The organism is Micromonospora aurantiaca ATCC 27029 (assembly GCF_000145235.1).
In the GTDB taxonomy this organism is placed as follows: domain Bacteria; phylum Actinomycetota; class Actinomycetes; order Mycobacteriales; family Micromonosporaceae; genus Micromonospora; species Micromonospora aurantiaca.
In genome coordinates this window covers 3,496,713-3,520,277 of sequence record NC_014391.1, presented here as the reverse complement: position 1 = coordinate 3,520,277, position 23,565 = coordinate 3,496,713, and the positions used below count along the sequence as shown (strand labels likewise).

The following is a 23,565-nucleotide window of genomic DNA, read 5'->3' as shown; positions in this document are numbered from 1 at the left end:
GCCCTCCTCTACCCGCCGGGCCGCACGGTATTCCCGGCGCCGCCCGCGACGGCGCTCCTGTCGTACCCGTGGTCCATGATCCTTGTCGTCACAGCGGCACGGATCACGGCCGGCGACGGCGTCCCGGCGTGCCCGGCGGCGGCCGGCCGGCGGGGAGGTCGGGAAGATGACGGAGGCGAACGACGCCTCGTGGCGACGGCGCAGCGTGCTGCGGGTGGCGCCGCCCGCGCGGGCCCGCAAGCTCGCCAAGGTGCCCTTCGTGGAACTGGCCGACGGGCGGTTGCAGGGGGTGGTGTCCAGCGGCTCCGACGTGGAACGCGTCTACGTCTCCTCGGTGACCGCCGGCACGCACGCGGTCAACTGCAGCACCAACAACAACCGGCCCTGCGGCGGGCTGCGCGGCACCATGCTCTGCAAGCACCTGCACGCGCTGGCCGACGAGGCGGTGCTGCAGTACGGCGTCACACAGGTCGCCCGCTACCTGCGGGTGGACGTGGGCGACGGCGTCGACAACGGCACCGCCCTGCTGGCCCGCACCGACGCGCGGCACGAGCCGGGCCCGGCCGCCGTGGTGTTCAGCCGCTTCCTGCGCCACCTGGCCTACCTCGAGGTCCCGGCCGCCACCACGGCGGTGCCGGAGCTGCACTGGTTCCCGGCCACGGCGGGGGTGCGCTGATGCTCGCCGCGCACCTGACCCGGCTCCACGACGGGACGATCCCCGGGCTGGCCGAGACGCTCGCCGTCGTCGACCGCGCCGACGACACGCTCACCGCCGGGCTGGCCCGCGCCGACGAGCCCGGCGCCGCCGCCTGGGCCGCGCTGGCCGCCGCGGTCGGCGGCACGCCGCTGGCCGAACGGGCGGGCGCGGCGGCCGGCGCGGTGCGCACCGGCGCGCTCGCCGAGGACCACCTGGCCGCCCTCGCCGGGGCCCGTGCCGCGCTGCTCGGCGCGGCACACGACGCCCTGCTCGACCGCCTCGACACCGCGCTCGGCCGGCCCCGCGCGGCGTGGACCGCCGCACCGGACGACACCGCCGTCTCCCCGCCCGCCCTGGCCGGCGCGCGGGCCTGGCTGCACGAACTGGCGCTCGCCGGCTGGCGCGGCACCGACCACGAACTGCTCTCCGCCGCCGCCGCGCCGGTCGAGGCCGCACTCGCCGACCCGGCGTCACGCCGCGTCGCGGTGCTCCTCGACGGCCTCGCCGCCGAACTGCGCGCCGCCCTGCCGGTGGCGTCGCTGCCACAGGTGCCCGCCCGCCGGTGGGCCGACCTGTGGACCCGCGCCGTCCTGCTCACCCTCGGCGCGCACGGCGAGACCGCGCCCGGCGAGCCGGTGTCCGGCCGGCTGCTGCCCCTCGGCGTCGACCTGCACGAGCACGACACCGCGTTCCAGGCGCAGGTGCACGCACTGCTCGAACCGGCCGGGGGCGGCGCGCCCCGGCTCGTCCGGGTCACAGTGGTCGCGGCGAAGGTCGCCACCATCGTCGGCCCGGCCGGCTGGCGGCTGCTGGAGGCGTACCCGGTCCTGCTCAACGCCCTGGCCCAGCGGCGGGCGATCACCGTCACCGATCTGACCGCCCACGGCGCGGACCTGCGCTGGGCCGAGGAGCGGGCCGCCCTCGGCGAGCCGGCCGACCCGTTCGCCACGGCCCGGGTGCTGCTGGCCGGCGCCACGGCGGCGGCGACCCCACCGCTGCTGCGCCACCCCGCCGCGATCGCCGAACCGGTACTGGTCGAGGGCTACACCGTCCGCGACGACGACGGCGTCCCGGCGCTCGACCTCGACGGCCGGTCCCTGCACCTGGCCACCGACCGGCTGCCCGCCGCCGGTCCGCTCGCCCCCGCGCTCGTCGCCGCCTCCACCGCCTGCCTCGGCCTGCTCCGCTGGGACGACGACCGCTGGCTGCTGCAACCCCTCGCCGTCCGGGCCACCGTCAAGCGGCAGACGGTCGAGGCGCACAACGGCGACTGGGCCTGCGGCGTCACCGACCCGAAGACGGCCAAGGCCGAGGCCAAGGCGGGCGACGCCGTGGCGGTGCTGCGCGAACGCGCGGGACGGTTGCTGCGCCGATGACCGAGGACCGCACCCACGCCAACCGCCGCCAGGTGCTCTACTGGCGGCTGCTCGCCCGCCTGTTCCACCCCGACGAGCAGCCCGGCCTGGAGTCGGCGAGCGTCACCGTCGTCGACGACCTCGGCCTGCCGGCCGCCCTGCTGGACCCGGCCGTCTCCGTCGACACCGTCGTGCAGCGCTTCCCCGCCCTCGCCGGCGAGCTGCGCGGCCTGCTCACCCCCGGCGACGACACCACAGCCGCCGCCGGGCCGTTCCAGCCGGCCGAGACCGAGGTACGCCGCGCCGCGCTGGCGTCCAAGCTGCTGCTCAACGTGTTCGCCACCGGCGGCGGCGAGGTCAGCGCCGGGCAGCTCGCCCGCTGGCAGGCCGACGCCGGCTGGTTCGAGCAGGCGTGCGGCGCGCAGCCCGGTGAGCTGCGCCGCGAGGGCACCGGCCTGGGTGCCACGCTCGCCGGGCTGGAGGGTGACCTGGTGGCCCGGATGCGGCTGCGCGAAGTGCTCGCCGACCCGGCGCTCGCCGCCCGGCTGACCCCGAGCATGTCCCTGATCGAGCAGCTCCTGCGGGACAAGTCCAACCTGTCCGGGGTGGCGCTCGCGAACGCCAAGTCACTGATCCGCCGCTACGTCGACCAGGTCGCCGAGGTGCTGCGTACCCAGGTCGCGCAGGCCACCGTCGGGGCCGTCGACCGGTCCGTGCCGCCCAAGCGGGTCTTCCGCAACCTCGACCTGGACCGCACCATCTGGCAGAACCTGACCAACTGGAGCCCGGACGACGAGCGCCTCTACGTCGACCGGCTCTACTACCGGCAGACCGCCCGGCGGACCACCCCGTCGCGGCTGATCGTGGTGGTCGACCAGTCCGGCTCGATGGTCGACTCGATGGTCAACTGCACCATCCTCGCCTCGATCTTCGCCGGCCTGCCCAAGGTCGACGTGCACCTGATCGCGTACGACACCCGGGCGCTGGACCTCACCCCGTGGGTGCACGACCCGTTCGAGGTGCTGCTGCGCACCAAGCTCGGCGGCGGCAACGACGGCCCGGTCGCCATGGCCCTGGCCCGCCCCAAGATCGTCGAGCCGCGGAACACGGTCATGGTCTGGATCTCCGACTTCTACGAGTTCGACAGGTCCCAGCCGCTGTTCGACGGCATCGAGGCCGTGCACCGCTCCGGCGTGAAGTTCATCCCGGTCGGCTCGGTCAACAGCTCCGGCAACCAGAGCGTCAACCCCTGGTTCCGGCAGCGCCTCAAGGACCTCGGCACCCCCGTCATCTCCGGCCACATCCGCAAGCTCGTCGCCGAGCTGAAGAACTTCCTCACCTAGGAGAGCATCCCCTGATGTCCGACATGCTCCGCGCCCCCGCCGAGGTCAAGTACGCCGACGAGCTGGCCTACCTCGAATCCGTCGACACCGGACCGAAGCCGTTCTCCTGGCGGCTGAGCCCTCGCATGGTCCGGCTGTTCGTGCTCGGCTCCGAACGCGCCGACGGCCTCGACCGGGCGATCCCGCAGAAGTGGTTCGGCGACCGCAGCTTCGTCGAACGCAGCATCGTCACGCTCGCCTCCGACCGCGGCCTGCTGCTCATCGGCGACCCGGGCACCGGCAAGAGCTGGCTCGCCGAGCTGCTCGCCGCCGCTGTCTGCCGCAACTCCACGCTCGTCGTGCAGGGCACCGCCGGCACCACCGAGGACCACATCAAGTACTCGTGGAACGTCTCCATGGTCATCGCCCGGGGCCAGTCGCGCGAGTCGATGATCCCCTCGCCGATCATGACCGCCATGGAGCAGGGCGTGATCGGCCGGTTCGAGGAGCTGACCCGCTCCACCAGCGACGTCCAGGACGCGCTGATCTCGATCCTGTCCGAGAAGTACGTCTCGATCCCGGAACTGGACCACGACAACATCGTCTTCGCCAAGCCCGGCTTCTCCGTCATCGCCACCGCCAACAGCCGCGACCGGGGCGTCAACGACCTGTCCTCCGCACTCAAGCGGCGGTTCAACTTCATCCGCATCCCGGTGGTCACCAACAAGCGCAGCGAGGCCGAGATCGTCCGCTTCCGGACCGAGGAGCTACTGCGCCGGCACCGCATCGAACTGGACGTCCCGCCCACCCTGCTCGACATCCTGCTGCAGAGCTTCGCCGACCTGCGCGCCGCCGCGTCCGCCGCCACCAGCGACGACGAGAAGCTGGAGTCGGCGCTGTCCACCGCCGAGCAGATCGGCGTGCTGGAGGACGCGATCCTGCACAGCCAGTTCTTCGGCGACCGCACCCTGCGCGCGCAGACGCTCGCCGGCTCACTGATGGGCTCGCTGGCCCGCCGCGCCCCGGAGGACCTGGCCATCCTCAACAAGTACCTGCACGGCGTGGTCGAGCCCCGCGCCAAGGCCGACGGCGGCGACTGGGAGGGCTTCCTCGACGGCGGCCGCCAGGCGATCGCGTCGCTGTCATGACCGCGCCCGCACCGACCGGCCTGTTCGGTCCGCTGCGCGACCAGCTCACCGACGCCGCCGCCGCGTTCGCCGGCTCCCCGGACGCGCTCGCCGGCATCCTCACCGGCATGGTCGACGACGTCGACAGGGCGCTGCGCGAACGGCTGGAGATCTTCCCGGTCTGTCACCACTCCCCCGCCTCGGCGCTGGCCATGGCACGCCGCCTGCGTGCCCGCCCGCCCAAGGTGATCTACCTGGAGCTCTGCGAGGACCTGCGCCCCCTGCTCGACGAGCTGCGCAACTGCCGGCTGCCGGTGGCGGTGCAGGCGTTCGCCACCGAACTCGACGGCTTCCCCGCCGAGTGGAGCCCGCTGAGCGTGGTCGCCCCGATCACCGAGGCGTCCGCCGAATACCAGGCCGTCGCGTACGCGCTGGACACCCCCGGCGTGGAGCTGGTGCTCGTGGACCGCTCCACCGACCACGTCTTCCAGTGGACCCCCCGCGACGACACCGGGCCCGCACCGGGGCCGGACTCCGCCCCCGCGTCCGCCGACGACGACACGGCACTGCACGGCGACGCGGTCGGCGTGGAGATCGGCGACCTGCGCCCCCGGTTCGCCGAACTGGAGGCCCACCTGCTGCACCACGGCAAGGTGCGGCACTGGTCGGAATGGTGGGACCAGTACGTCGAACGGCCGCTCGCCGACGCCGACCACGACACGTACCGCCAGGTCATGGTGCTGATCGGCAGCCTGTTCCGGCGGCTGCGCCCGTCCCGGTCCGCCCGCGACGAACGCGACGAGGACCGCGAACGCCACATGTGGACCCGGATGCGACAGCACCTCGCCGAAAGCGGCGCCGACCCGGCCGACTGCCTCTACGTCTGCGGCGCCTTCCACGCCGCCAGCCGGGTCGAACAGTTCGGCCTCGACTCGACCGCACCGGACTTCCCGATCAGCCCGCGCACCGGCACCCGCTGGCGTTACGGCCTCATCCCGTCCAGCCACTCGGCCATCGAGGCGCAGTTCGGGCTGGCCCCGGGCACCGTGTCCATCGCCGCCGCGAACTGGACGGCCGCTGTCGCCCGCACCCGGCTCACGCCGTACCGGCTGGCCGGGCAGCGTACCGGGAAGAAGGGCCGCCGGGCCCGCGCCGCCGCGCCGGCCACGACCGGCCCGGCCACGGACCGGCTCAGCGGATTCCTCGCCGCCCCGCCCGTCCTCGACGAGCTGGACGAGGCCGAACTGCGCGGCTGGTGCGTCGACATCGTCCGGCTCGCCCGTCGCAACGGCTACCTCGCCAGCACCGCCGACGCGATCGCCGTGTTCGAGACGTCGATCCTGCTCGCCACCATGCGCAACCGCGCGCGGCCCACGCCGTACGACTTCGCCGACGCCGCCGTGACCTGCATCGAGAAGGACGTGGTGCCCAGCCGCCGCGACGTCCGCCGGCTCTGCGAGATCCTCCTCGGCGGCGACCGCGTCGGCCAGGTCGGGTACGACTCCCTGCCGCCGCTGGCCCGCGACGTCCTGGACCGGCTGCGCCCCCTCGGCCTCGACCTGGAACGGCGCACCGTGCAGCGGGCGCTGCTCGACCTGCGCGCCGACCCGGCGCTGGCACCCTGCTCCGACCTGCTGTGGATGCTGCGGCATCTGCTGCCCGCCGACGCGGTCCGCCCGATCATGGGTGAGCGCCGCCTCGGCCACCGCTCCGAACAGGAGAGCTGGGACCTCGCGCTCGGCCGCAACCAGCGCGCCCTGATCGAGCTGGGCTACGAGGGCGTCACCGTCGAACAGGTGCTGGAGCAGCGGCTGCGCCGGGCGGTACGCGGCCCCGACGCGACAGCCGCCCGCGCGCTCGCCGCCGTCGAGGACGCCATCCGGCTGCTGGACAGCCCTCGCCTGGTCGACGAACTCGGCGCGCGGGCGGTGGAGCTGCTCGCCGCCGAACGCACGGTGGACGACGCGCCGGAGGTGCTGCGCCGCATCCGGCGGCTGCTCGCCCACCACCGCACCACCACACCGGCGCTGCCCGCGTGGTGCCGGACGTTCGTCACCACCGGGTACGCCCACTACTGCACGCTGCTGCCCACCGCGTTCGTGGACGAGTCCACCGGCGTACGGCAGGTCGGCGCGATGCTCGGCTTCCTGTTCAGCATGGAGAGCCTCGCGTTGTCGCTCGGGTGCGACCGCTCCCAGCTCGAACTGGCCGTCGCGCAGGCCCACCCGGAGGCGCCGGCCAAGCTCGCGCTGCTCTGGGCCGCCCGCCACCAGCTCGGCCTGCTGCCGCTGGCGCGACTGCGCGAACAGTGCGCCGAGCTGCTCGCCAATCCGCTCGTGGTGCCCGCGTTCCCGCAGTACCTGTCCGGCTTCGTGCACGCGCTCGAACCGGTGCCGGGGCTCGCGCCGTTCGTGGTGGAGACCATGTCGTCCGCCTTCGCCGGGCTGCCCGACCCGGTGCTGCTGCCCTGGCTGCCGACGCTGATCACCACACTGCGCGAGCACGGCCCGGAGCTGGTGCCGCTGCTGGTCCGCGAGGCGGAACGCACGTTCCCCGCCACGCTGCCCGCGCTGGACGCCTGGACACCGCCGTGGGCGGCCACGCCCACCCCGTCCACCCCACTCGCGCCGTCCCCGGGAACCGGTCCGGTGCACGGTCTGCTGGTAGCCCATCCGGAGGCGGTCGACGCGGTGGCGGCGCTGCTCGGCTGCTCCGGCGGCTGGCAGCCGCTCGCCGAGGGCGGCACGCCGCCGGGTGACGGGGCGTCGGTGCTGCTCGCCGCACACCCGGCGACGGCTCATGCGGTGGCGACGCTGCTGGCGGACTGATCGACGTCGGCGGGTTTGCGAGGGCAGGCGACCATGGAGTGGTGATCCGCTTTCTGCTGAACCTGCTGTGGCTCGTCTTCGGCGGCGGCTTCGTCCTGGCCCTGGGCTACGGCGTGGCCGCCCTGATCTGCTTCGTCCTCGTCGTCACCATCCCGTTCGGTGTCGCCTCGCTGCGGCTGGCGTCGTACTCGCTGTGGCCGTTCGGCCGCACTATCGTGCGCAAGCCGGGCGCCGGTCTGCCCTCCGGCCTGGCGAACGTGCTCTGGGTGGTGCTGGCCGGCTGGTGGCTGGCGCTGTCGCACATCCTCGCCGGCATCGCGCTCTGCGTGACGATCATCGGCATCCCGTTCGGGGTGGCGAACTTCAAGCTGGTCCCGGCGGCGCTGTGGCCGCTCGGCCAGGAGGTCGTCGACAACCCGTAACCACATGCCGGCCCCGGCGCCCGCGCCGCCGGGGCCGGGGCCGGGCCCTCGCCGTGCCCAGCCCCTTCCCTGGCGTCCGCTGCGCCCCGCGAGCGGGTGGAACGTCATGGGTGTCAAACGAGGGCGGAGACACCCATGACGTTCCACCCGTGGTTAGCACTCCTCGGGCAACGAGTGCGACTCCTGATGAGCGGATCCGAGTTCCGGCGGGGTTGCGGGCGATCTTGGTACGAAACTGCCCTGATGGGGGCCGTTTCGTACCAAGATCTGCTGGTCGTCGTTGACTGCTCGCGGGGAGATGCGGAGCGGGCGCGGGCAGCGCACCATCTCTACGGCGTCCTAGGAGGATGGGGTGATTGCTCAAGGGACGCGAATGGGGCTCGCGGGTGCGCCCGGGTGGCTAGCGTCGGGAGGGTGCGGGACGGGGTGATCGAGACGCTCAAGGCGGACCCGGCGATGTCCGGTCTGCGCCGGTCGCTGGACTTCTACCACGGCGACCCGGCACGCGACGCCGCCCTCGACGCGTTCTACGCCCCGCTGGTCCGCGCCGGTGACCTGGTCTTCGACGTCGGCGCGCACGTGGGCGACCGGCTCGGCAGCTTCCGCCGTCTCGGTGCGCGCGTGGTGGCGGTCGAGCCGCAGCCGCTGTGCGCCCGGGTGCTGCGCGAGATGTACACGGACGACGACGGCGTGACGGTGGTGGAGGCGGCGTGCGGGCGTACAGCCGGGCCGGTGCGACTGCACGTGAACTCGGCCAACCCGACCGTCTCCACCGCCTCCCCCGGGTTCGTCCGCGCCGCCGACGGCGCGCCCGGCTGGACGGGCGAGATCTGGGACGCCCAGATCGAGGTGCCGGGCACCACGCTGGACGCGCTCGTGGCCGCGCACGGCGTACCGGCGTTCGTGAAGATCGACGTGGAGGGCTTCGAGGACGCCGTGCTGGCCGGGCTGAGCCGGCCGGTCCCCGCGCTGTCGTTCGAGTTCACCACCATCGCCCGGGTGGCGGCGGCGCGCTGCCTGGACCGGCTCGCCGCGCTCGGTTTCACCCGGTTCACTGTGGCGATCGGTGACGAGATGGAGTTCGCGCTGCCCGGCTGGCGTCAGGCCGCCGAGGTGGCCGCGTACCTGCGCACGCTGCCGGACGAGGCCAACTCCGGCGACGTGTACGCCCGCCCCTGAGCGTCCACTTCGGACCGCCCTGCACGAAGGAACGAGGCATCGACCCTGCTCATCGCCGTGATCGGCGGAGCCGCAGCCCGGGCACTTTTTTCAAGCCTCGAACTTAGCAGTGCATCGTTATCCGTCTGTGATTGACGTGACCCGCGCCACTTGGGTTGACTGCCACGGAACCGCTTCCGCAACCGGTTCCGAAACACCCCGCTCATCCCTGCGACCCGGGAGCGTCACGTGCCGATCACCATCGCCGACGTCGCCACCCGCGCCGGGGTGAGCAAGACGACGGTCTCCCGGGTGCTCAACGGCAAGGGCGAGGTGCACGTCCGTACCGCCGACCGGGTCCGTGCCGTGATCAGCGACCTCGGGTACGTGCCGAGCGCCCGCGCGGTCGGCCTCGCCCGGGGGCGTACCCGGGTGGTCGGGATGCTGGTCCCGGCGCTGACCTGGCCCTGGATGGGCGAGGTGCTCCAGGGCGCGGCCGACGTGGTCGAGGCCGCCGGCTACGGCATGCTGCTGTTCACCTGCACCCACGGCGACGAGTCGATGCGCCGGTTCGCCTCCCAGGTCTCGGCCAAGTCGTTCGACGGCCTGCTCGTGGTCGAACCGGAGGGGACGCTCGACTACATCACCGAGCTGCACCGGCGCGGCCTGCCGGTCATCCTCATCGACGACCGGGGCCACCAGCCCGGCTTCCCGTCGGTGCGGACCACGAACGAGGAAGGCGCGCGGGCCGCCGCCACGCACCTGCTGGCGCTCGGCCGGCGGCGGCCGCTCGTCGTCACCGGCCTGCGCCGGTTCGGCTGCACCCGGGAACGGCTCGCCGGGTTCGCCGGCGCCTACGCCGACGCGGGCGTACCGATCGAGCCGGACCGGGTGGTGGAGGGCGACTTCACCTTCGAGTGCGGGCGCGCGGCGGTACGGCGGCTACTCGCCGACGGCGTACCGTTCGACGCCGTCTTCGCCCACAACGACCTGTCGGCCGCCGGGGCGTTGCAGGCGCTGCGCGACGCCGGGCGGCACGTCCCGCAGGACGTGGCGGTGGTCGGCTTCGACGACCTCCCGCTGGCCGGGCACACCCACCCGCCGCTGAGCTCGGTGCGCCAGCCCCTGCGGGAGATGGGTACGGCGGCGGCCCGCCTGCTCATCGGCCACCTCGCCGGCACCCCGCTGCCGGACACCCCGACCGTCATCCCGACCGGCTTCACCGCCCGCGACTCGACGACCACGAGCGACCCGACCGCACCGGACTCGACAGGCGCGCGGGAGCCGGCGGGTGCCCGCGTCACCTGACCCACCCCGCCGTACCGGCGACCACGCCGGCGGGCCCGCCCGCCGGTGGCACCACCGCACACCTCCATCCACCACATCCCGCCCGAGGACTGCGGGACCACCGAGGGAGACCTCCATGAGAAGACGGCAACTCCTCGCCCTCGCGCTGGCCGGCGCGATGGTCACCGGCGCCGCCGCCTGCGGCGACAGCCCGAACGCGAACAAGAAGAGCGGCCAGGCCGCGACCGTGTTGAACGTCGGCATGCCCAACGGCCCGCAGGCGGAGAACAACAACCCGTTCCTCACCACCTCGGCCGCCGCGTCGCTCGGCTACCGGTGGCAGATCTACGAGCCGCTGATGATGTGGAACCCGGTCAAGCCGGCCGAGCCGTTCAAGCCGTGGCTCGCCACCAAGGCCGAGTGGTCGTCGGACTACAAGACGGTCAAGGTGACCATCCGGGAGAACGCCACCTGGTCCGACGGGCAGAAGGTCACCGCCGAGGACGTCGCGTTCACCTACAACCTGGTGAAGAAGTTCCCGGCCCTCAACGACCAGGGCGTGCCGTACACGGACGCCGTGGCCAGCGGCAACGAGGTCACCATCTCGATGGCCAGCCCGCAGTTCGTCAACCAGCAGAAGGTGCTGTGGCGGGTGCCGATCGTGCCAAAGCACCTGTGGGAGAAGATCGCCGACCCGGCCACCGACCCGGTGAAGCAGCCGGTCGGCAGCGGCCCGTACACGCTGAAGTCGTTCACCCCGGCGACCACGACGCTCTCCATGCGCGACAGCGGCTACTGGCAGGACCCGCCGAAGGTCAAGGAGCTGCGATACACGTCCTACACGGACAACAGCGCGCAGACCACCGCGCTGGCGAACGGCGAGTCGGAGTGGAGCTTCGTCTTCATCCCGAACTACCAGACCGTGTTCGTGGCGAAGGACCAGAAGAACCACAAGATGTGGGCGCCGCCGGTGCTGGGCATCCACGGCCTCTACGTGAACACCACGAAGAAGCCGTTCGACGACCCGACGCTGCGCAAGGCGATGAACATGGTGATCGACCGGGCGGACATCTTCACCACCGCCGAGGCCGGCTACTTCCACCCGGAGGTCAAGAGCGTGACCGGCCTGCCCAGCCCGGCCGGTGACTCGTTCATCGCGCCCGAGTACAAGGGCCAGGAGCACAAGGTCGACGTCGAGGGCGCCAAGGCGCTGCTCGCCGGCGCGGGCTACAAGCTCGACGGCACCACGCTCAAGGACAAGAGCGGCAAGCCGGTCACGATCCGGCTCACCGACCCGGCCGGCTGGTCCGACTACCAGACCAGCCTGGAGATCGTGAAGGGCAACCTGGCGAAGATCGGCATCGCGGCCACCATCGACAAGGCCAACCAGGACGCCTGGTTCCGCAACGTCGAGCAGGGCAACTTCGAGGCCACGTTCCGGTGGACCGAGTCCGGCGCCACGCCGTACGACATCTACCGGACCATCATGGACGGCCGCGTGCTCAAGCCGATCGGCACCGCCTCCCCGGCGGGCAACTTCGGCCGGTTCCAGAGCAAGGAGGCCACCGACGCGCTGGTGTCGTACGCCAACGCCACCGACGACGCCACCCGCACCACGGCGATGGCCACCCTGCAGAAGATCTTCGTCGAGCAGATGCCGATGATCCCGGTCGGCGCGGACAACATCGGCGGCGCGTACAGCACGAAGAACTGGACCGGCTGGCCGGACGACTCGAACCCGTACGGCGCGCTCCAGCCCACCCAGCCCAACGCGGTGGACGTGGTGCTGCACCTCAAGCCGGTCGCCGGCTGACCCGGCGCCGGCCCGGCCCGGCCATGATCGCCCGGCCGGGCCGGCGGCGCCCGCCCCTCTCTTCGGCAACCCTGAGACAGGAATGCGGCATGACGTTGACCGAGAGCGCACCGGCGCCGGCCGACGAGGTGGTGCTGGAGGCCGTCGGCCTGACCAAGCACTTCCCCGTCCGCCGGCGGCTGCGTGACCTCCTCTCCCGCACCCCGGCGGTGGTGCACGCCGTCGACGACGTATCGATCGCGCTGCGCCGTGGCCGGGTGACGGCACTCGTCGGCGAGTCCGGCTCCGGCAAGTCCACAGTCGCCCGGCTGCTGGCCCAGCTCTACCCGCGTACCGCCGGCGACATCCGGCTGCACGGCCGCTCGACCCGGGTACGCGGCGGGCGCCGGATCCGGGCGTACGTGCGCCGGGTGCAGCTGATCCTCCAGGACCCGTTCGCCTCGCTGAACCCCGTGCACACGGTCCGCTACCACCTGACCCGGTCGCTGCGCATCCACGGCAACGCCGGGACCGGACCGGACGGGCTGGAGAAGGCGCTCGCCGGCCTGCTGACCCGGGTCGCGCTCACCCCGCCGGAGCGCTACCTCGACGCGTTCCCGCACGAGCTGTCCGGCGGGCAGCGCCAGCGCGTCGCGATCGCGCGGGCGCTCGGCGCCGACCCCGAGGTGCTGCTCGCCGACGAGCCGGTGTCCATGCTCGACGTGTCGATCCGCCTCGGCGTGCTCAACCTGCTCCAGGACCTCAAGGACCGGCTCGACCTGGCGATCCTCTACATCACCCACGACATCGCCTCGGCCCGCTACTTCGCCGACGAGACGATCGTCATGTACGCCGGGCGGATGGTCGAGGGCGGTGACAGCGAGACGGTCACCCAGCGCCCGGCCCACCCGTACACCCGGTTGCTCATCGAATCGGCGCCGGACCCGGAGCGGATCACCGGCGCGGGCGGCGACGGCGCAGCGGCGGGCGAGCGGGGCCACGGCGAGCCGCCCAGCCTGATCCGCCCGCCGGCCGGATGCCGGTTCCACCCGCGCTGCCCGGCGGCCATGCCGCGCTGCGCCACCGACCTGCCGCCGCCGATCCCGGTCGACGACGCGCCGGGCCACTGGGCGGCGTGCTGGCTGTACGACGCGGACACCGTCGCCACGGAGAAGCCGGCGAAAGCAGAGAAGCCGGCGAACACGGAGCACGCTGAGCAGGCCGGAACGGAGGCGGCCCGGTGAGATTCCTGCTGCAACGGGTGGCCTTCTACCTGTTCACCGCCTGGGCGGCGATCACGCTCAACTTCTTCATCCCGCGGATGGTGCCCGGCGACCCCGTACAGTCGCTGATCTCCCGCAACCAGGGCCGGATCAGCGCCGACGCGATCGCGTCGCTGCGGGTGCTGTTCGGGCTGGACTCCGACCGCTCGCTGTGGGAGCAGTACGTCGCCTACTGGGGGCAGCTCCTGCACGGCGACCTGGGGCTGTCGTTCACGTTCTTCCCCGCCCCGGTGTCGCAGGTGATCGGCGACAGCCTGCCGTGGACCGTCGGCCTGGTCGGCGTCACCACGATCGTCAGCTTCCTGCTCGGCACCGCGCTCGGCGTCGGCGCCGGCTGGCGGCGCGGCTCGTGGATCGACGGGCTGCTGCCGGCCACCACGTTCCTGTCCTCGATCCCGTACTTCTGGCTGGGTCTGGTCGCGATCGCGCTGTTCGCCGGGCCGGGCAGCTTCTTCCCCTCCTCCGGCGGCTACGAGCCGGGCCTGGTGCCGGCGTTCGACGCGTACTTCGTGCCGAGCGCGATCCAGCACAGCATCCTGCCCGCGGCGACCATCCTGGTGTCGTCGATGAGCGGCTGGATCCTCAGCATGCGCAACATGATGGTGACTGTCGCCAGCGAGGACTACATCACCGTGGCGCACGCCAAAGGGCTGTCCGAGCGCCGGGTGGCGCTCAGCTACGCCGCCCGCAACGCGCTGCTGCCGAACGTGTCCGGGTTCGCGTTGTCGCTCGGCTTCATCGTCGGCGGCACGCTGCTCGTGGAGATCGTCTTCTCGTACCCGGGTCTGGGGTTCCAGCTCTTCCAGGCCGTCGGCGCGAAGGACTATCCGCTGATGCAGGGCATCTTCCTGATCATCACGATCTCGGTGCTGGTGGCGAACCTGCTCGCCGACGTGGCGTACCTGCTCCTCGACCCGCGGACCCGAAAGAGCTGAGCGATGACACTCTCCCCGTCCAGCATCGAGCAGGTCATCCCCGGCCAGGGGGCGATGGCGCAGCCGTCGGCCCGGGCACGCCGCCGCCGGTTCCGCTTCGTCGCCAACGCCAAGGCCGCGACCGGCCTGGCAGTCCTCGGGGTGTACGTGCTCCTGGCGGTGATCGGGCCGTGGATCGCGCCGTACGACCCGGACGCGCGCAGCGCCGACGTGCTCCAGGCGCCCTCGGCCCGGCACTGGTTCGGCACCACCCACCTCGGGCAGGACATCTTCAGCCAGATCCTGGTCGGCGCGCGCAGCGTCATGGTGGTGGGCCTGATCGCCGGCGTGCTCGCCACGATCCTGTCCATCCTCATCGGCGTGACCTCCGGCTATCTGGGCGGCGCAGCCGACGAGGGCCTGTCGGCGGTGTCGAACGTGTTCCTGGTGATCCCGGCGCTGCCGCTGATCATCATCGTCACGTCCCTGGTCGACCAGGCCGGCGACATGCTCGTGGCGCTCATCATCGGCCTCACCTCGTGGGCGTGGGGCGCCCGGGTGCTGCGCGCGCAGACGCTGTCGTTGCGCCGCCGCGACTACGTCGAGGCCGCCCGCGCCACCGGCGAGCGGACCTGGCGGATCATCGGCTTCGAGATCCTGCCGAACCTGACCGCGATCATCGCCTCCGGCTTCGTCGGCACCGTCATCTTCGCGGTGATGTCGGAGATCACCCTGGCGTTCATCGGCATCTCGTCGATGACGTCGTGGAACTGGGGCACGATCCTGTTCTGGGCGCAGGGACAGCAGGCCCTGGCGCAGGGCGCCTGGTGGTGGTTCGTCCCGGCCGGGCTGGCCATCGCGCTGCTCGGCACCGCGCTGGCGCTGATCAACTTCGGCATCGACGAGTTCGTGAGCCCGCGGCTGCGCACCGGCGGCAGGACCCGGATCCGTACCGCCGACGGTCGCGTCGTCGCGATGCGCGTCGGGTTCACCCCGGTGCTCGCGCCGGTCACCGCGTCGGTGCCGATGCAGCCGCGCGACGCCGACGGCCGGCCGCCCGCCGACGCCGTCAGGCCGCCCGCCGACGAGAGAGGGAAGCGCGCATGAGCGACCAGGTGCTGGAGATCCGCGGGCTGTGCGTCGACTACGGCGTCGGCGCGGAGGCGGTCCGCGCGGTCCGCGACGTCGACCTGACGCTGCACCGCGGCGAGGTGCTCGGCCTGGCCGGGGAGAGCGGCAGCGGCAAGTCCACGCTCGCGTACGGGCTGACCCGGCTGCTGCCCCCGCCCGGCGTGGTCAGCGGCGGCCAGGTCATCTACCACCCGGGCGACGGCCCGCCGGTCGACGTGCTCACGCTCAGCCCGGCGAAGCTGCGCGAGTTCCGCTGGGCGGAGACGTCGATCGTGTTCCAGGGCGCGATGAACTCGCTCAACCCGGTGCACAAGGTCTCCACGCAGCTGCTCGACGTGATCCGGGCACACGAGCGCAGGAGCACGTCGGCGAGCCGGTCGGCCCGGGCCAAGGAGCTGCTGCGCCTGGTCGGCATCTCCGCCGACCGGCTGGACAGCTACCCGCACCAGCTCTCCGGCGGCATGCGGCAACGGGTCATGATCGCGATGGCGCTGGCGCTGGAACCGCAGGTGGTCATCATGGACGAGCCGACCACCGCGCTGGACGTGGTGATGCAGCGGCAGATCCTCGGCCAGCTCGCCGAGCTGCGCGAACGCCTCGGCTTCGCGGTGCTGTTCATCACCCACGACCTGTCGCTGCTGGTCGAGTTCTCCGACCGGATCGCGATCATGTACGGCGGCCGGATCGTCGAGGAGGCGCCCGCCACCCGGCTGTACCGGGAACCGCTGCACCCGTACACCGAGGGGTTGCTGCACTCGTTCCCGGCGCTGCACGGGCCGCGCCGCGAGCTGACCGGCATCCCCGGCTCTCCGCCGGACCTGCGCGCCATGCCCTCCGGCTGCGCGTTCCATCCCCGCTGCCCGAAGGCGTTCGACGGGTGCGACCAGCAGGTGCCGGTGCTCGGCGCCCCGCGCGTCGACGACCCGGCGCGGGCCGTCGCGTGCCGGCTGCACCCGGCCGTCGCGCCCCTGTCCCGCTGACCCGCCCGACACCACCCGCTACCCGCGAGGAGAACCATGGACACCGACCTCACCCGCCCGTCGTCAGTCGCCGACGCGGACCCGATCGACACGCTGCCGCCGACCTTCCGGTGGGGGGTGGCGACGTCGTCGTACCAGATCGAGGGCGCGGTGGCCTCCGACGGCCGCACCCCGTCCATCTGGGACACGTTCTGCCGGGTGCCGGGCGCTGTGGCGAACGGCGACAACGGCGACGTGGCGTGCGACCACTACCACCGGATGCCGCAGGACGTCGCGCTCATCGCCGACCTGGGACTGGACACGTACCGGTTCTCGGTGGCCTGGCCCCGGGTGCAGCCGGGCGGGCGCGGTCCGGCGAACGTGGCCGGGCTGGCCTTCTACGACCGGCTGGTGGACGAGCTGCTCGGCCGGGGCGTCGAGCCGTGGGTGACGCTGTACCACTGGGACCTGCCGCAGGAGCTGGAGGACGCGGGCGGCTGGCCGAACCGGGACACCGCGTACCGGTTCGCCGACTACGCGGAGCTGGTGTTCGCCGCGCTCGGCGACCGGGTCCGCACCTGGACCACGCTCAACGAGCCGTGGTGCTCGGCGATGCTCGGGTACGCCTACGGCGACCACGCCCCGGGCCGGCGGAACCTGGGCGACGGCATCGCCGCGGCCCACCACCTGCTGCTCGGGCACGGGCTGGCGACGCGGCGGCTGCGCGAGGCGGCCCGCTCCCCGATCGAGCTGGGCCTGACGCTGAACCTGTCCACCGCCGACCCGGCCACCGACAGCGCGGCGGACCGGGACGCCGCGCGGGCCGCCGACGGGCTGGCCAACCGGCTCTACCTCGACCCGGTGCTGCGCGGGGCGTACCCGCAGGACGTGATCGCGGACCTGGCCGCCGAGGGGGTACGTATCCCCGTCGAGGACGGCGACCTGGACGTCATCGCCACCCCGATCGACGTGCTCGGGGTCAACTACTACTTCGGGCAGCTGCACTCCGGCGTGGACGAGCAGGGCCGGGACCGCGACGACGACGGCAAGCCGGTACGCCGGGTGGTCCGCCGCGACCTGCCGCGTACCGCGATGGACTGGGAGATCGTGCCGGAGTCCTTCACCGACCTGCTGGTGCGCCTGCACCGCGACTACCCGGGCACGCCCATGGTGATCACCGAGAACGGCGCCGCGTTCGACGACACGCCGGACGCCGACGGGTTCGTCGCCGACGACGACCGGGTCGGCTACCTCACCGAGCACCTGCGGGCGGTGGCCCGGGCGCGGACGGCCGGCGCCGACGTGCGCGGCTACTTCGCCTGGTCGCTGCTGGACAACTTCGAGTGGGCGTACGGCTACGACAAGCGGTTCGGCATCGTCCGGGTCGACTACGACACGCAGCGCCGCACCCCCAAGCGCAGCGCGCTGTGGTACCGGGACACCGTGCGGCGGGTCCGCGGGCAGCGCTGACGCCGCGGCGTGGGGCCGGGCCGGTCAGTGACGCCGGCCTTGCCCCCACGCCGGAACCGGGCGGGCGGCCGGGTCGCGGGCCACGCCGCCGTCGCGCAGCAGCCGGGTCATCGGCAGGGTGGCCGCGCCCATCGCGACCGCGTCCGGTCCGAGCCGGCACAGCTCGATCGAGGTCTGCGCGTACGGCTGCCGCAGCGCGTGCCGCGCGGTGGCCTCGCGGATCGCGGGCAGGTGCCGTTCGCCCAGGGCCAGCCCGGCCCAGCCGCCGAGCACCACCCGCTCCGGGTTGAACAGGTTCACCAGGTTCGCCACCCCGGCGCCCAGGTAGCCGACCGTCTCGTCGATCACCTTCGCGGCGGTGCTGCCGGTGGAGCGCAGCAGCTCACCGAAGGCGGTCTCCTCGTCCGCACCGGGTGCCGGGCGTCCCCGGTTGGCCTGGCGGAACCGGTCCAGCACCGCCTCCGCCCCGACGTACGCCTCCAGGCAGCCGAGGTTGCCGCAGCGGCAGCGGCGGCCCCCGTACACGATTGTGGTGTGGCCCCACTCCCCGGCGCTGCTGTGCGCGCCGCGGTAGCCGACGCCGTCGGCGACCACGCTCGCACCGACGCCGGAGCCGACCAGGGCGACCACCGCGTGCCGGACGCCGCGGCCGGCGCCGAACCACATCTCGGCCTGGCCGAGCGTCTTCGCGCCGTTGTCCACGTGCACCGGTACGTCGGTGCCGGCGCGCAGCATCGCGCCGAGCGGCACGCCGTCCCAGCCGAGCGTCTGGGCGTGCACCACGGCGTCGGCGGTGCGCTCGACGGTGCCGGCGACGGCGACGCCGAAGCCGAGGACCGCGGCCGGGTCGACGCCCGCCTGCTCGGTGACAGCGGCGAGGCCGTGCCGCAGGTGCGCGGCGACCTGCGCGGGGTCTGGGTCGGCCGCGGCGATCGGGTACTCCGCCTTCGCCAGCGCGGTCATGCTCAGGTCGAACAACTCCACCTGGACCCGGGTCTCGCCGACGTCGGCGCCGACCAGGTAGCCGTAGCCGGGCGCGACGCGCAGCAGCACGCGGGGACGGCCGCCGTCGGACTCGACCGAGCCGGCCTCCTCGACCAGGCCCTCGTTGATCATCTCGCCGACCAGGTTGCTGACGCTTGCCAGGCTGAGCGCCGTGGACTGGCCCAGCTCGTGCCGGCTGAGCGGACCGTCCAGCCAGATCCGGGTCAGCAGGACCGACCTGTTGGCCCGGCGCATGTCACGCACCGTGGTGCGTCTGGCGTCCACGTCGCCGCCGTCCTTCCCGGCCGCCCGCGGGCGGCTTTCGTTCCTGCTTCACACCCTGAACGGGGTGGTGACAGGGTACGCCGCATTTACACTTAACAAAGTTAACTGATAACCTCCGGCGCATCGATGAGGAGGTATGTCATGCGACTCGGACGTGGGATGACCGCTCTGCTCGGTGGCGTCGCGCTGCTCGCCGCCACCGCTGCCGCCCTGCCCGCCACCGCCGCCACACCGGCCCGCGCCGTCGGCGCGCTCGTCGCCTGTGACGCGCCGGGCTGGGCCGAGGGCGTCACCTGGACCGCCGGCAGCCGGGTGACCTATAACGGCCGGCTCTACCAGGCGCTCGTCACGCACACCCCGCCCGCCGGCGCGGGCTGGAACCCGGCCGCCGTACCGGCGCTCTGGACCGACCTCGGCACCTGCACCGGCGGCACGCCGTCGCCGAGCCCCACCACCCGGCCGCCGTCGCCCTCCCCCACCGCCTCCCCTTCCCCGACCGCTTCCCCCACGCGGACGCCGACGCCCACGCCCACTGTGTCGTCCAGCCCGACCACGCCGGGCGGAGACACCTGCGCGCTGCGGTCCCGGCCGTCCGGCAAGGTGCTTCAGGGCTACTGGGAGAACTGGGACGGCGCCGCGAACGGCGTACACCCCGGCCTCGGCTGGATCCCGATCACCGACTCCCGGATCACCGGGCACGGCTACAACGTGGTGACCGCCGCGTTCCCGGTCATCCGCGCCGACGGCACCGTGCTCTGGGAGGACGGCATGGACGCCGGCGTCAAGGTGCCCACCCCGGCGCAGGTGTGCCAGGCCAAAGCCGCCGGGCTCACAGTGCTGCTGTCCATCGGCGGCGCCACCGCCGGGATCGACCTCAGCTCCAGCGCGGTCGCCGACCGGTTCGTCGCCACCGTCGTGCCGATCCTCAAGCGGCACAACTTCGACGGCATCGACATCGACATCGAGACCGGCCTGACCGGCAGCGGGAACATCAACCAGCTCTCCCCCTCGCAGGCCAACCTGATCCGGATCATCGACGGGGTGCTGGCCCAGATGCCGGCCGGCTTCGGGCTCACCATGGCGCCGGAGACCGCGTACGTCACCGGAGGCAGCGTCACCTACGGCTCGATCTGGGGCGCGTACCTGCCGATCGTCAAGAAGTACGCCGACAACGGGCGGCTGTGGTGGCTGAACATGCAGTACTACAACGGCTCGATGTACGGCTGCGCCGGTGACTCGTACCCGGCCGGCACCGTGGCCGGTTTCGTCGCGCAGACCAACTGCCTCGACGCCGGCCTGGTCGTGCAGGGCACCACCATCCGCGTACCGCTCGACCGGCAGGTCCCCGGGCTGCCCGCGCAGGTCGGCGCCGGCGGCGGCTACATGAGCCCGGCGCTGGTGGCCCAGGCGTGGAACACCTACCAGGGCCGGCTCAAGGGCCTGATGACCTGGTCGGTCAACTGGGACGGCTCGAAGGGCTGGACGTTCGCCGACAACGTCCGCTCGCTCCAGGGCCGCTGAGACACGACGCGGGGCCCCGCCGGACGGGCGGGGCCCTGCGCCGGGTCAGCCGATCTTCTTCGGGGTGATCTTCTTCGGCGTGGTCGGGGAGTCCAGCCAGGCGTTGATCAGCGCGGTGAAGTCGCGGCCCGTCTGCTTGTTGACGAAGGCGATGAACGAGGCCCGGTCCTGCGGCGTGTTGCGCTGCTCCTGGACCCAGGCGCGGGCCAGCGCGAAGAACGCCGCGTCGCCGACCGTCCGGTGGATCTCGCGCAGCATCGCCGCCGGGCACAGGTAGACGTTCCCCTCGGCGAACCGCTTCGGGTCGGGCCGGCCGGGCGGACCCAGCTTCTTGCGCAGCACGGCGTCACCCTCGCGCAGGTACCGGTCCAGGCTGGCCTCGCTGAGCTTCAGCGTCTCCTTGGTGTACAGGTCCTGGATGTACTTCGCCCAGCCCTCGTTCAGCCACAGGTCCGTCCAGGTGGTGGGCGTGACCGAGTTGCCGAACCACTGGTGGGCGTACTCGTGCAGCAGGTCGCTGCCCCAGCGGTCCCGGCGGGCCGTGGTGTTCTCGATCTTCCGGCCCATCGTGATCATCTGCTGGGTCTCCATGCCCGACGCCGAGTCCACCACCACGACGCCGCCGGAGGGGAACGGGTACGGACCGAACTTCTTCTCCAGCCAGGCCAGGTACTGCGGGGACTTCTTCAGGTACGGCAGCAGCTTGTCGTCCGCGCCCTTGCGGTACCAGTAGGTCAGCGGCACGCCGCGCGGCCCCGCCGCGGTCAGCTTCTGGTACTTCCCCACCGCGAGCGTGGTCAGGTAGGTCGCGACCGGGTCGGTGCTCCGGTAGCTGAACGTGGTGCCGGACTGGCCGGCGGGCGTGCCGCCGGCGATCGCGGACCAGCCGGCCGGCACTGTCACCCGGATGTCGTAGAGGGCCTCGTCCGACGGCTGGTCGTTCGCCGGGTACCAGGTGAACGCCCCGAACGGCTCCTGCATGGTCCAGAGGCCGCCCTCCTTGGTGACGGTGAGACCCAGGGCCTCGGTGTCCTTGCGGTGCGACGGCATCGGGGTCGTCTTCGGCCGGCCGTGGTAGGTGACCACCAGGGTCACCGGCTCGTCCGCCACCACCGGGGCGGACACGGTCAGCTTCTCCTTCGCCACCGCGCCGGGAACCGTAGCGCCGTCCAGCGTGACGCTGTCGAGCTGGTAGGGCATGAAGTCGAGAACCAGGCTCGGCGCGTCCTTCACCGGCCGGATCCGCAGCGTGGCGGTGCCGGTGAGGGTGGTGGTCGACGGCGCCCACTCCAGCGCGAGGTCGTAGTGCAGGACGTCCAGCGCGTCGGTGCCCCGGGCCGGATAGACCGGGTCGGCCACCGGCGTCGACCGCCCCGCCTGCCAGGCGGCGTAGTCGACGGCGGGCGCGGTCGGGCTCGGCGAAGTGGAGGCGGAGGGGGTCGCGGCCGGGGTGGCGGGAGCGGTGGTGCACCCGGCGACGAGCAACGGTACGAGGAGCATGATCAGGGTTACGGGGCGGCGCATCAGCGCACCCTACGGCAGTGATCGATCTTCGTGGGGGCGTCTCGGCTGGCGCGGGTTGCGAGACCCTGCGAGGCTGGCGCTCGTGTATGACTACGACCTGCTGGTGCTGGGCTCCGGACCGAGTGGACAGAAGGCGGCGATCGCCGCGGCGAAGCTGGGCCGCCGCGTCGCGATCGTGGACCGCCGCGACATGCTCGGCGGAGTGTGCATCAACACCGGCACCGTGCCGTCCAAGACGCTGCGCGAGGCGGTCCTCTACCTGACCGGGCTGAGTCAGCGCGACCTCTACGGCAGCAGCTACCGGGTCAAGGAGGACATCACCGTCGCGGACCTGGCCGCCCGCACCCAGCACGTGATCACCCGGCAGACCGACGTCATCCGCAACCAGCTGGCCCGCAACAAGGTCTCGCTGATCACCGGCACCGGCCGGTTCGCCGACGCCCACTCCGTCTGGGTCGACGCCGGCTCCGGCCGGGAGACCCGGGTCAGCTTCGACAAGGCGGTCATCGCCGCCGGCACCCGCCCGGCCCGCCCGGACAGCGTCGACTTCGACGACCGGACGATCGTCGACTCCGACGGCGTCATCAACCTCCAGGCCGTACCGCGCAGCATGGTCGTCGTCGGCGCCGGGGTGATCGGCATGGAGTACGCGTCCCTGTTCGCCGCGCTCGGCACCAAGGTGACAGTGGTCGAGCGCCGCCCGCGGATGCTCGACTTCTGCGACGAGGAGATCGTCGAATCCCTGAAGTACCACCTGCGGGACCTGTCGGTGACCTTCCGCTTCGGCGAGGAGGTGGCCGCCGTGGAGAAGCACCGCAGCGCTGCGCTCTGCGTCCTGCGCAGCGGCAAGAAGATCGCCGCCGACACGGTGATGTACTCGGCCGGGCGGCAGGGGCAGACCGACGACCTCGCGCTGGAGGCGGCCGGGCTCACCGCCGACCACCGGGGCCGGATCACCGTCGACGCCGACTACCGCACCACCGTCGAGAACATCTACGCCGTCGGCGACGTGATCGGCTTCCCCGCGCTGGCGTCCACCTCGATGGAACAGGGCCGGCTGGCCGCCCAGCACGCCTGCGGCGAACCGGCGCGCGGCATGTCGGACCTGCAACCGATCGGCATCTACACCATTCCGGAGATCAGCTTCGTCGGGAAGACCGAGGAGGAGCTGACGGATGCGTCCGTCCCGTTCGAGGTGGGCATCGCCCGCTACCGGGAGCTGGCCCGGGGGCAGATCGTCGGCGACTCGTACGGCATGCTGAAACTGCTGGTCTCACCCGAGGACGGGCGGCTGCTCGGGGTGCACGTGTTCGGCACGGGCGCCACCGAGATCGTCCACATCGGGCAGGCCGTGATGGGTTGCGGCGGCACCGTCGACTACCTGCTGGACGCCGTCTTCAACTACCCGACGCTGGCGGAGGCGTACAAGGTGGCCGCCCTCGACGCCGCCAACAAGATCCGCAACATCACCCGGATCGACACCTGACCCTGCCCTCTCCCTGGGCC

At 72.6% G+C, this 23,565-nt stretch carries 18 protein-coding genes; 16 read left to right on the top strand and 2 right to left on the bottom strand.

Annotated features, from left to right (window positions below; genetic code table 11):
- Positions 1–205: 205 nt before the first annotated feature.
- From MICAU_RS15470 to MICAU_RS15405, 14 genes are all read left to right on the top strand, one after another.
- Positions 206–676, top strand: coding sequence for a hypothetical protein (locus MICAU_RS15470; protein WP_201766754.1), 471 nt, complete (start codon positions 206–208; stop codon positions 674–676).
- A complete protein-coding gene (locus tag MICAU_RS15465; protein ID WP_013286264.1) occupies positions 676–2,073 on the top strand; it encodes a hypothetical protein in 1,398 nt (465 codons plus the stop codon). The genes MICAU_RS15470 and MICAU_RS15465 overlap by 1 nt, the downstream gene beginning before the upstream one ends.
- Entirely contained in the window at positions 2,070–3,395 is a 1,326-nt protein-coding gene (locus MICAU_RS15460) for a vWA domain-containing protein (RefSeq protein WP_013286263.1), read from the top strand. The genes MICAU_RS15465 and MICAU_RS15460 overlap by 4 nt, the downstream gene beginning before the upstream one ends.
- A 14-nt stretch (positions 3,396–3,409) precedes the next feature.
- Complete coding sequence (locus tag MICAU_RS15455; RefSeq protein WP_013286262.1) at positions 3,410–4,522, top strand: ATP-binding protein; 1,113 nt, start codon at positions 3,410–3,412, stop codon at positions 4,520–4,522.
- Positions 4,519–7,329 carry a DUF5682 family protein gene (locus MICAU_RS15450; protein ID WP_013286261.1) on the top strand — a complete coding sequence of 937 codons (2,811 nt, stop codon included), beginning with the start codon at positions 4,519–4,521 and terminating at the stop codon, positions 7,327–7,329. Before MICAU_RS15455 ends, MICAU_RS15450 begins: the two co-directional genes overlap by 4 nt.
- A 41-nt stretch (positions 7,330–7,370) precedes the next feature.
- A complete protein-coding gene (locus tag MICAU_RS15445) occupies positions 7,371–7,751 on the top strand; it encodes a YccF domain-containing protein (protein WP_030272340.1) in 381 nt (126 codons plus the stop codon).
- 456 nt (positions 7,752–8,207) lie between these two features.
- Positions 8,208–8,930: an FkbM family methyltransferase gene (locus MICAU_RS15440; protein WP_049794880.1), complete on the top strand. Its 723-nt coding sequence runs from the start codon at positions 8,208–8,210 to the stop codon at positions 8,928–8,930.
- A 228-nt stretch (positions 8,931–9,158) separates the two neighbouring features.
- On the top strand, positions 9,159–10,217 hold the full coding sequence (locus MICAU_RS15435) for a LacI family DNA-binding transcriptional regulator (protein WP_013286258.1): 1,059 nt from the start codon (positions 9,159–9,161) through the stop codon (positions 10,215–10,217).
- 115 nt (positions 10,218–10,332) lie between these two features.
- Positions 10,333–12,009 (top strand): ABC transporter substrate-binding protein, encoded by a 1,677-nt coding sequence (locus MICAU_RS15430; protein ID WP_013286257.1) that lies wholly within the window; start codon positions 10,333–10,335, stop codon positions 12,007–12,009.
- 89 nt (positions 12,010–12,098) lie between these two features.
- The gene (locus tag MICAU_RS15425) at positions 12,099–13,232 is read left to right on the top strand and encodes an ABC transporter ATP-binding protein (RefSeq protein ID WP_013286256.1); all 1,134 of its coding nucleotides are present in this window, start codon (positions 12,099–12,101) and stop codon (positions 13,230–13,232) included.
- Positions 13,229–14,206: an ABC transporter permease gene (locus MICAU_RS15420; RefSeq protein ID WP_013286255.1), complete on the top strand. Its 978-nt coding sequence runs from the start codon at positions 13,229–13,231 to the stop codon at positions 14,204–14,206. The genes MICAU_RS15425 and MICAU_RS15420 overlap by 4 nt, the downstream gene beginning before the upstream one ends.
- Positions 14,207–14,209: 3 nt before the next feature.
- Positions 14,210–15,292 (top strand): ABC transporter permease, encoded by a 1,083-nt coding sequence (locus MICAU_RS15415; RefSeq protein ID WP_013286254.1) that lies wholly within the window; start codon positions 14,210–14,212, stop codon positions 15,290–15,292.
- Positions 15,289–16,296 (top strand): ABC transporter ATP-binding protein, encoded by a 1,008-nt coding sequence (locus tag MICAU_RS15410; protein ID WP_013286253.1) that lies wholly within the window; start codon positions 15,289–15,291, stop codon positions 16,294–16,296. The genes MICAU_RS15415 and MICAU_RS15410 overlap by 4 nt, the downstream gene beginning before the upstream one ends.
- A 36-nt stretch (positions 16,297–16,332) precedes the next feature.
- The gene (locus MICAU_RS15405) at positions 16,333–17,745 is read left to right on the top strand and encodes a GH1 family beta-glucosidase (protein WP_013286252.1); all 1,413 of its coding nucleotides are present in this window, start codon (positions 16,333–16,335) and stop codon (positions 17,743–17,745) included.
- Positions 17,746–17,769: 24 nt separating this feature from the next.
- Here the strand turns inward: MICAU_RS15405 and MICAU_RS15400 are convergent, their stop codons facing one another.
- Positions 17,770–19,014 carry an ROK family transcriptional regulator gene (locus tag MICAU_RS15400; RefSeq protein WP_013286251.1) on the bottom strand — a complete coding sequence of 415 codons (1,245 nt, stop codon included), beginning with the start codon at positions 19,012–19,014 and terminating at the stop codon, positions 17,770–17,772.
- A 141-nt stretch (positions 19,015–19,155) separates the two neighbouring features.
- Here MICAU_RS15400 and MICAU_RS15395 point away from each other — a divergent pair, with 141 nt between their 5' ends.
- The gene (locus MICAU_RS15395) at positions 19,156–20,535 is read left to right on the top strand and encodes a carbohydrate-binding protein (protein ID WP_013286250.1); all 1,380 of its coding nucleotides are present in this window, start codon (positions 19,156–19,158) and stop codon (positions 20,533–20,535) included.
- A 45-nt stretch (positions 20,536–20,580) separates the two neighbouring features.
- Here MICAU_RS15395 and MICAU_RS15390 read toward each other — a convergent pair whose 3' ends face one another.
- Positions 20,581–22,059 (bottom strand): M1 family metallopeptidase, encoded by a 1,479-nt coding sequence (locus MICAU_RS15390; protein WP_013286249.1) that lies wholly within the window; start codon positions 22,057–22,059, stop codon positions 20,581–20,583.
- Between the two features lie 82 nt (positions 22,060–22,141).
- On the opposite strand from MICAU_RS15390, the gene sthA reads away from it, so the two are divergent.
- Entirely contained in the window at positions 22,142–23,545 is a 1,404-nt protein-coding gene (sthA, locus tag MICAU_RS15385; protein ID WP_013286248.1) for a Si-specific NAD(P)(+) transhydrogenase, read from the top strand.
- Positions 23,546–23,565 lie beyond the last annotated feature (20 nt).

Excerpts from the sequence above, each read along its gene's own strand:
- MICAU_RS15465 (WP_013286264.1), top strand. The coding sequence starts at position 676 with ATGCTCGCCGCGCACCTGACCCGGCTCCACGACGGGACGATCCCCGGG.
- MICAU_RS15460 (WP_013286263.1), top strand. The coding sequence starts at position 2,070 with ATGACCGAGGACCGCACCCACGCCAACCGCCGCCAGGTGCTCTACTGG.
- MICAU_RS15455 (WP_013286262.1), top strand. The coding sequence starts at position 3,410 with ATGTCCGACATGCTCCGCGCCCCCGCCGAGGTCAAGTACGCCGACGAG.
- MICAU_RS15450 (WP_013286261.1), top strand. The coding sequence starts at position 4,519 with ATGACCGCGCCCGCACCGACCGGCCTGTTCGGTCCGCTGCGCGACCAG.
- MICAU_RS15440 (WP_049794880.1), top strand. The coding sequence starts at position 8,208 with ATGTCCGGTCTGCGCCGGTCGCTGGACTTCTACCACGGCGACCCGGCA.
- MICAU_RS15430 (WP_013286257.1), top strand. The coding sequence starts at position 10,333 with ATGAGAAGACGGCAACTCCTCGCCCTCGCGCTGGCCGGCGCGATGGTC.
- MICAU_RS15425 (WP_013286256.1), top strand. The coding sequence starts at position 12,099 with ATGACGTTGACCGAGAGCGCACCGGCGCCGGCCGACGAGGTGGTGCTG.
- MICAU_RS15415 (WP_013286254.1), top strand. The coding sequence starts at position 14,210 with ATGACACTCTCCCCGTCCAGCATCGAGCAGGTCATCCCCGGCCAGGGG.
- MICAU_RS15410 (WP_013286253.1), top strand. The coding sequence starts at position 15,289 with ATGAGCGACCAGGTGCTGGAGATCCGCGGGCTGTGCGTCGACTACGGC.
- MICAU_RS15405 (WP_013286252.1), top strand. The coding sequence starts at position 16,333 with ATGGACACCGACCTCACCCGCCCGTCGTCAGTCGCCGACGCGGACCCG.
- MICAU_RS15395 (WP_013286250.1), top strand. The coding sequence starts at position 19,156 with ATGCGACTCGGACGTGGGATGACCGCTCTGCTCGGTGGCGTCGCGCTG.
- MICAU_RS15390 (WP_013286249.1), bottom strand. The coding sequence starts at position 22,059 with ATGCGCCGCCCCGTAACCCTGATCATGCTCCTCGTACCGTTGCTCGTC.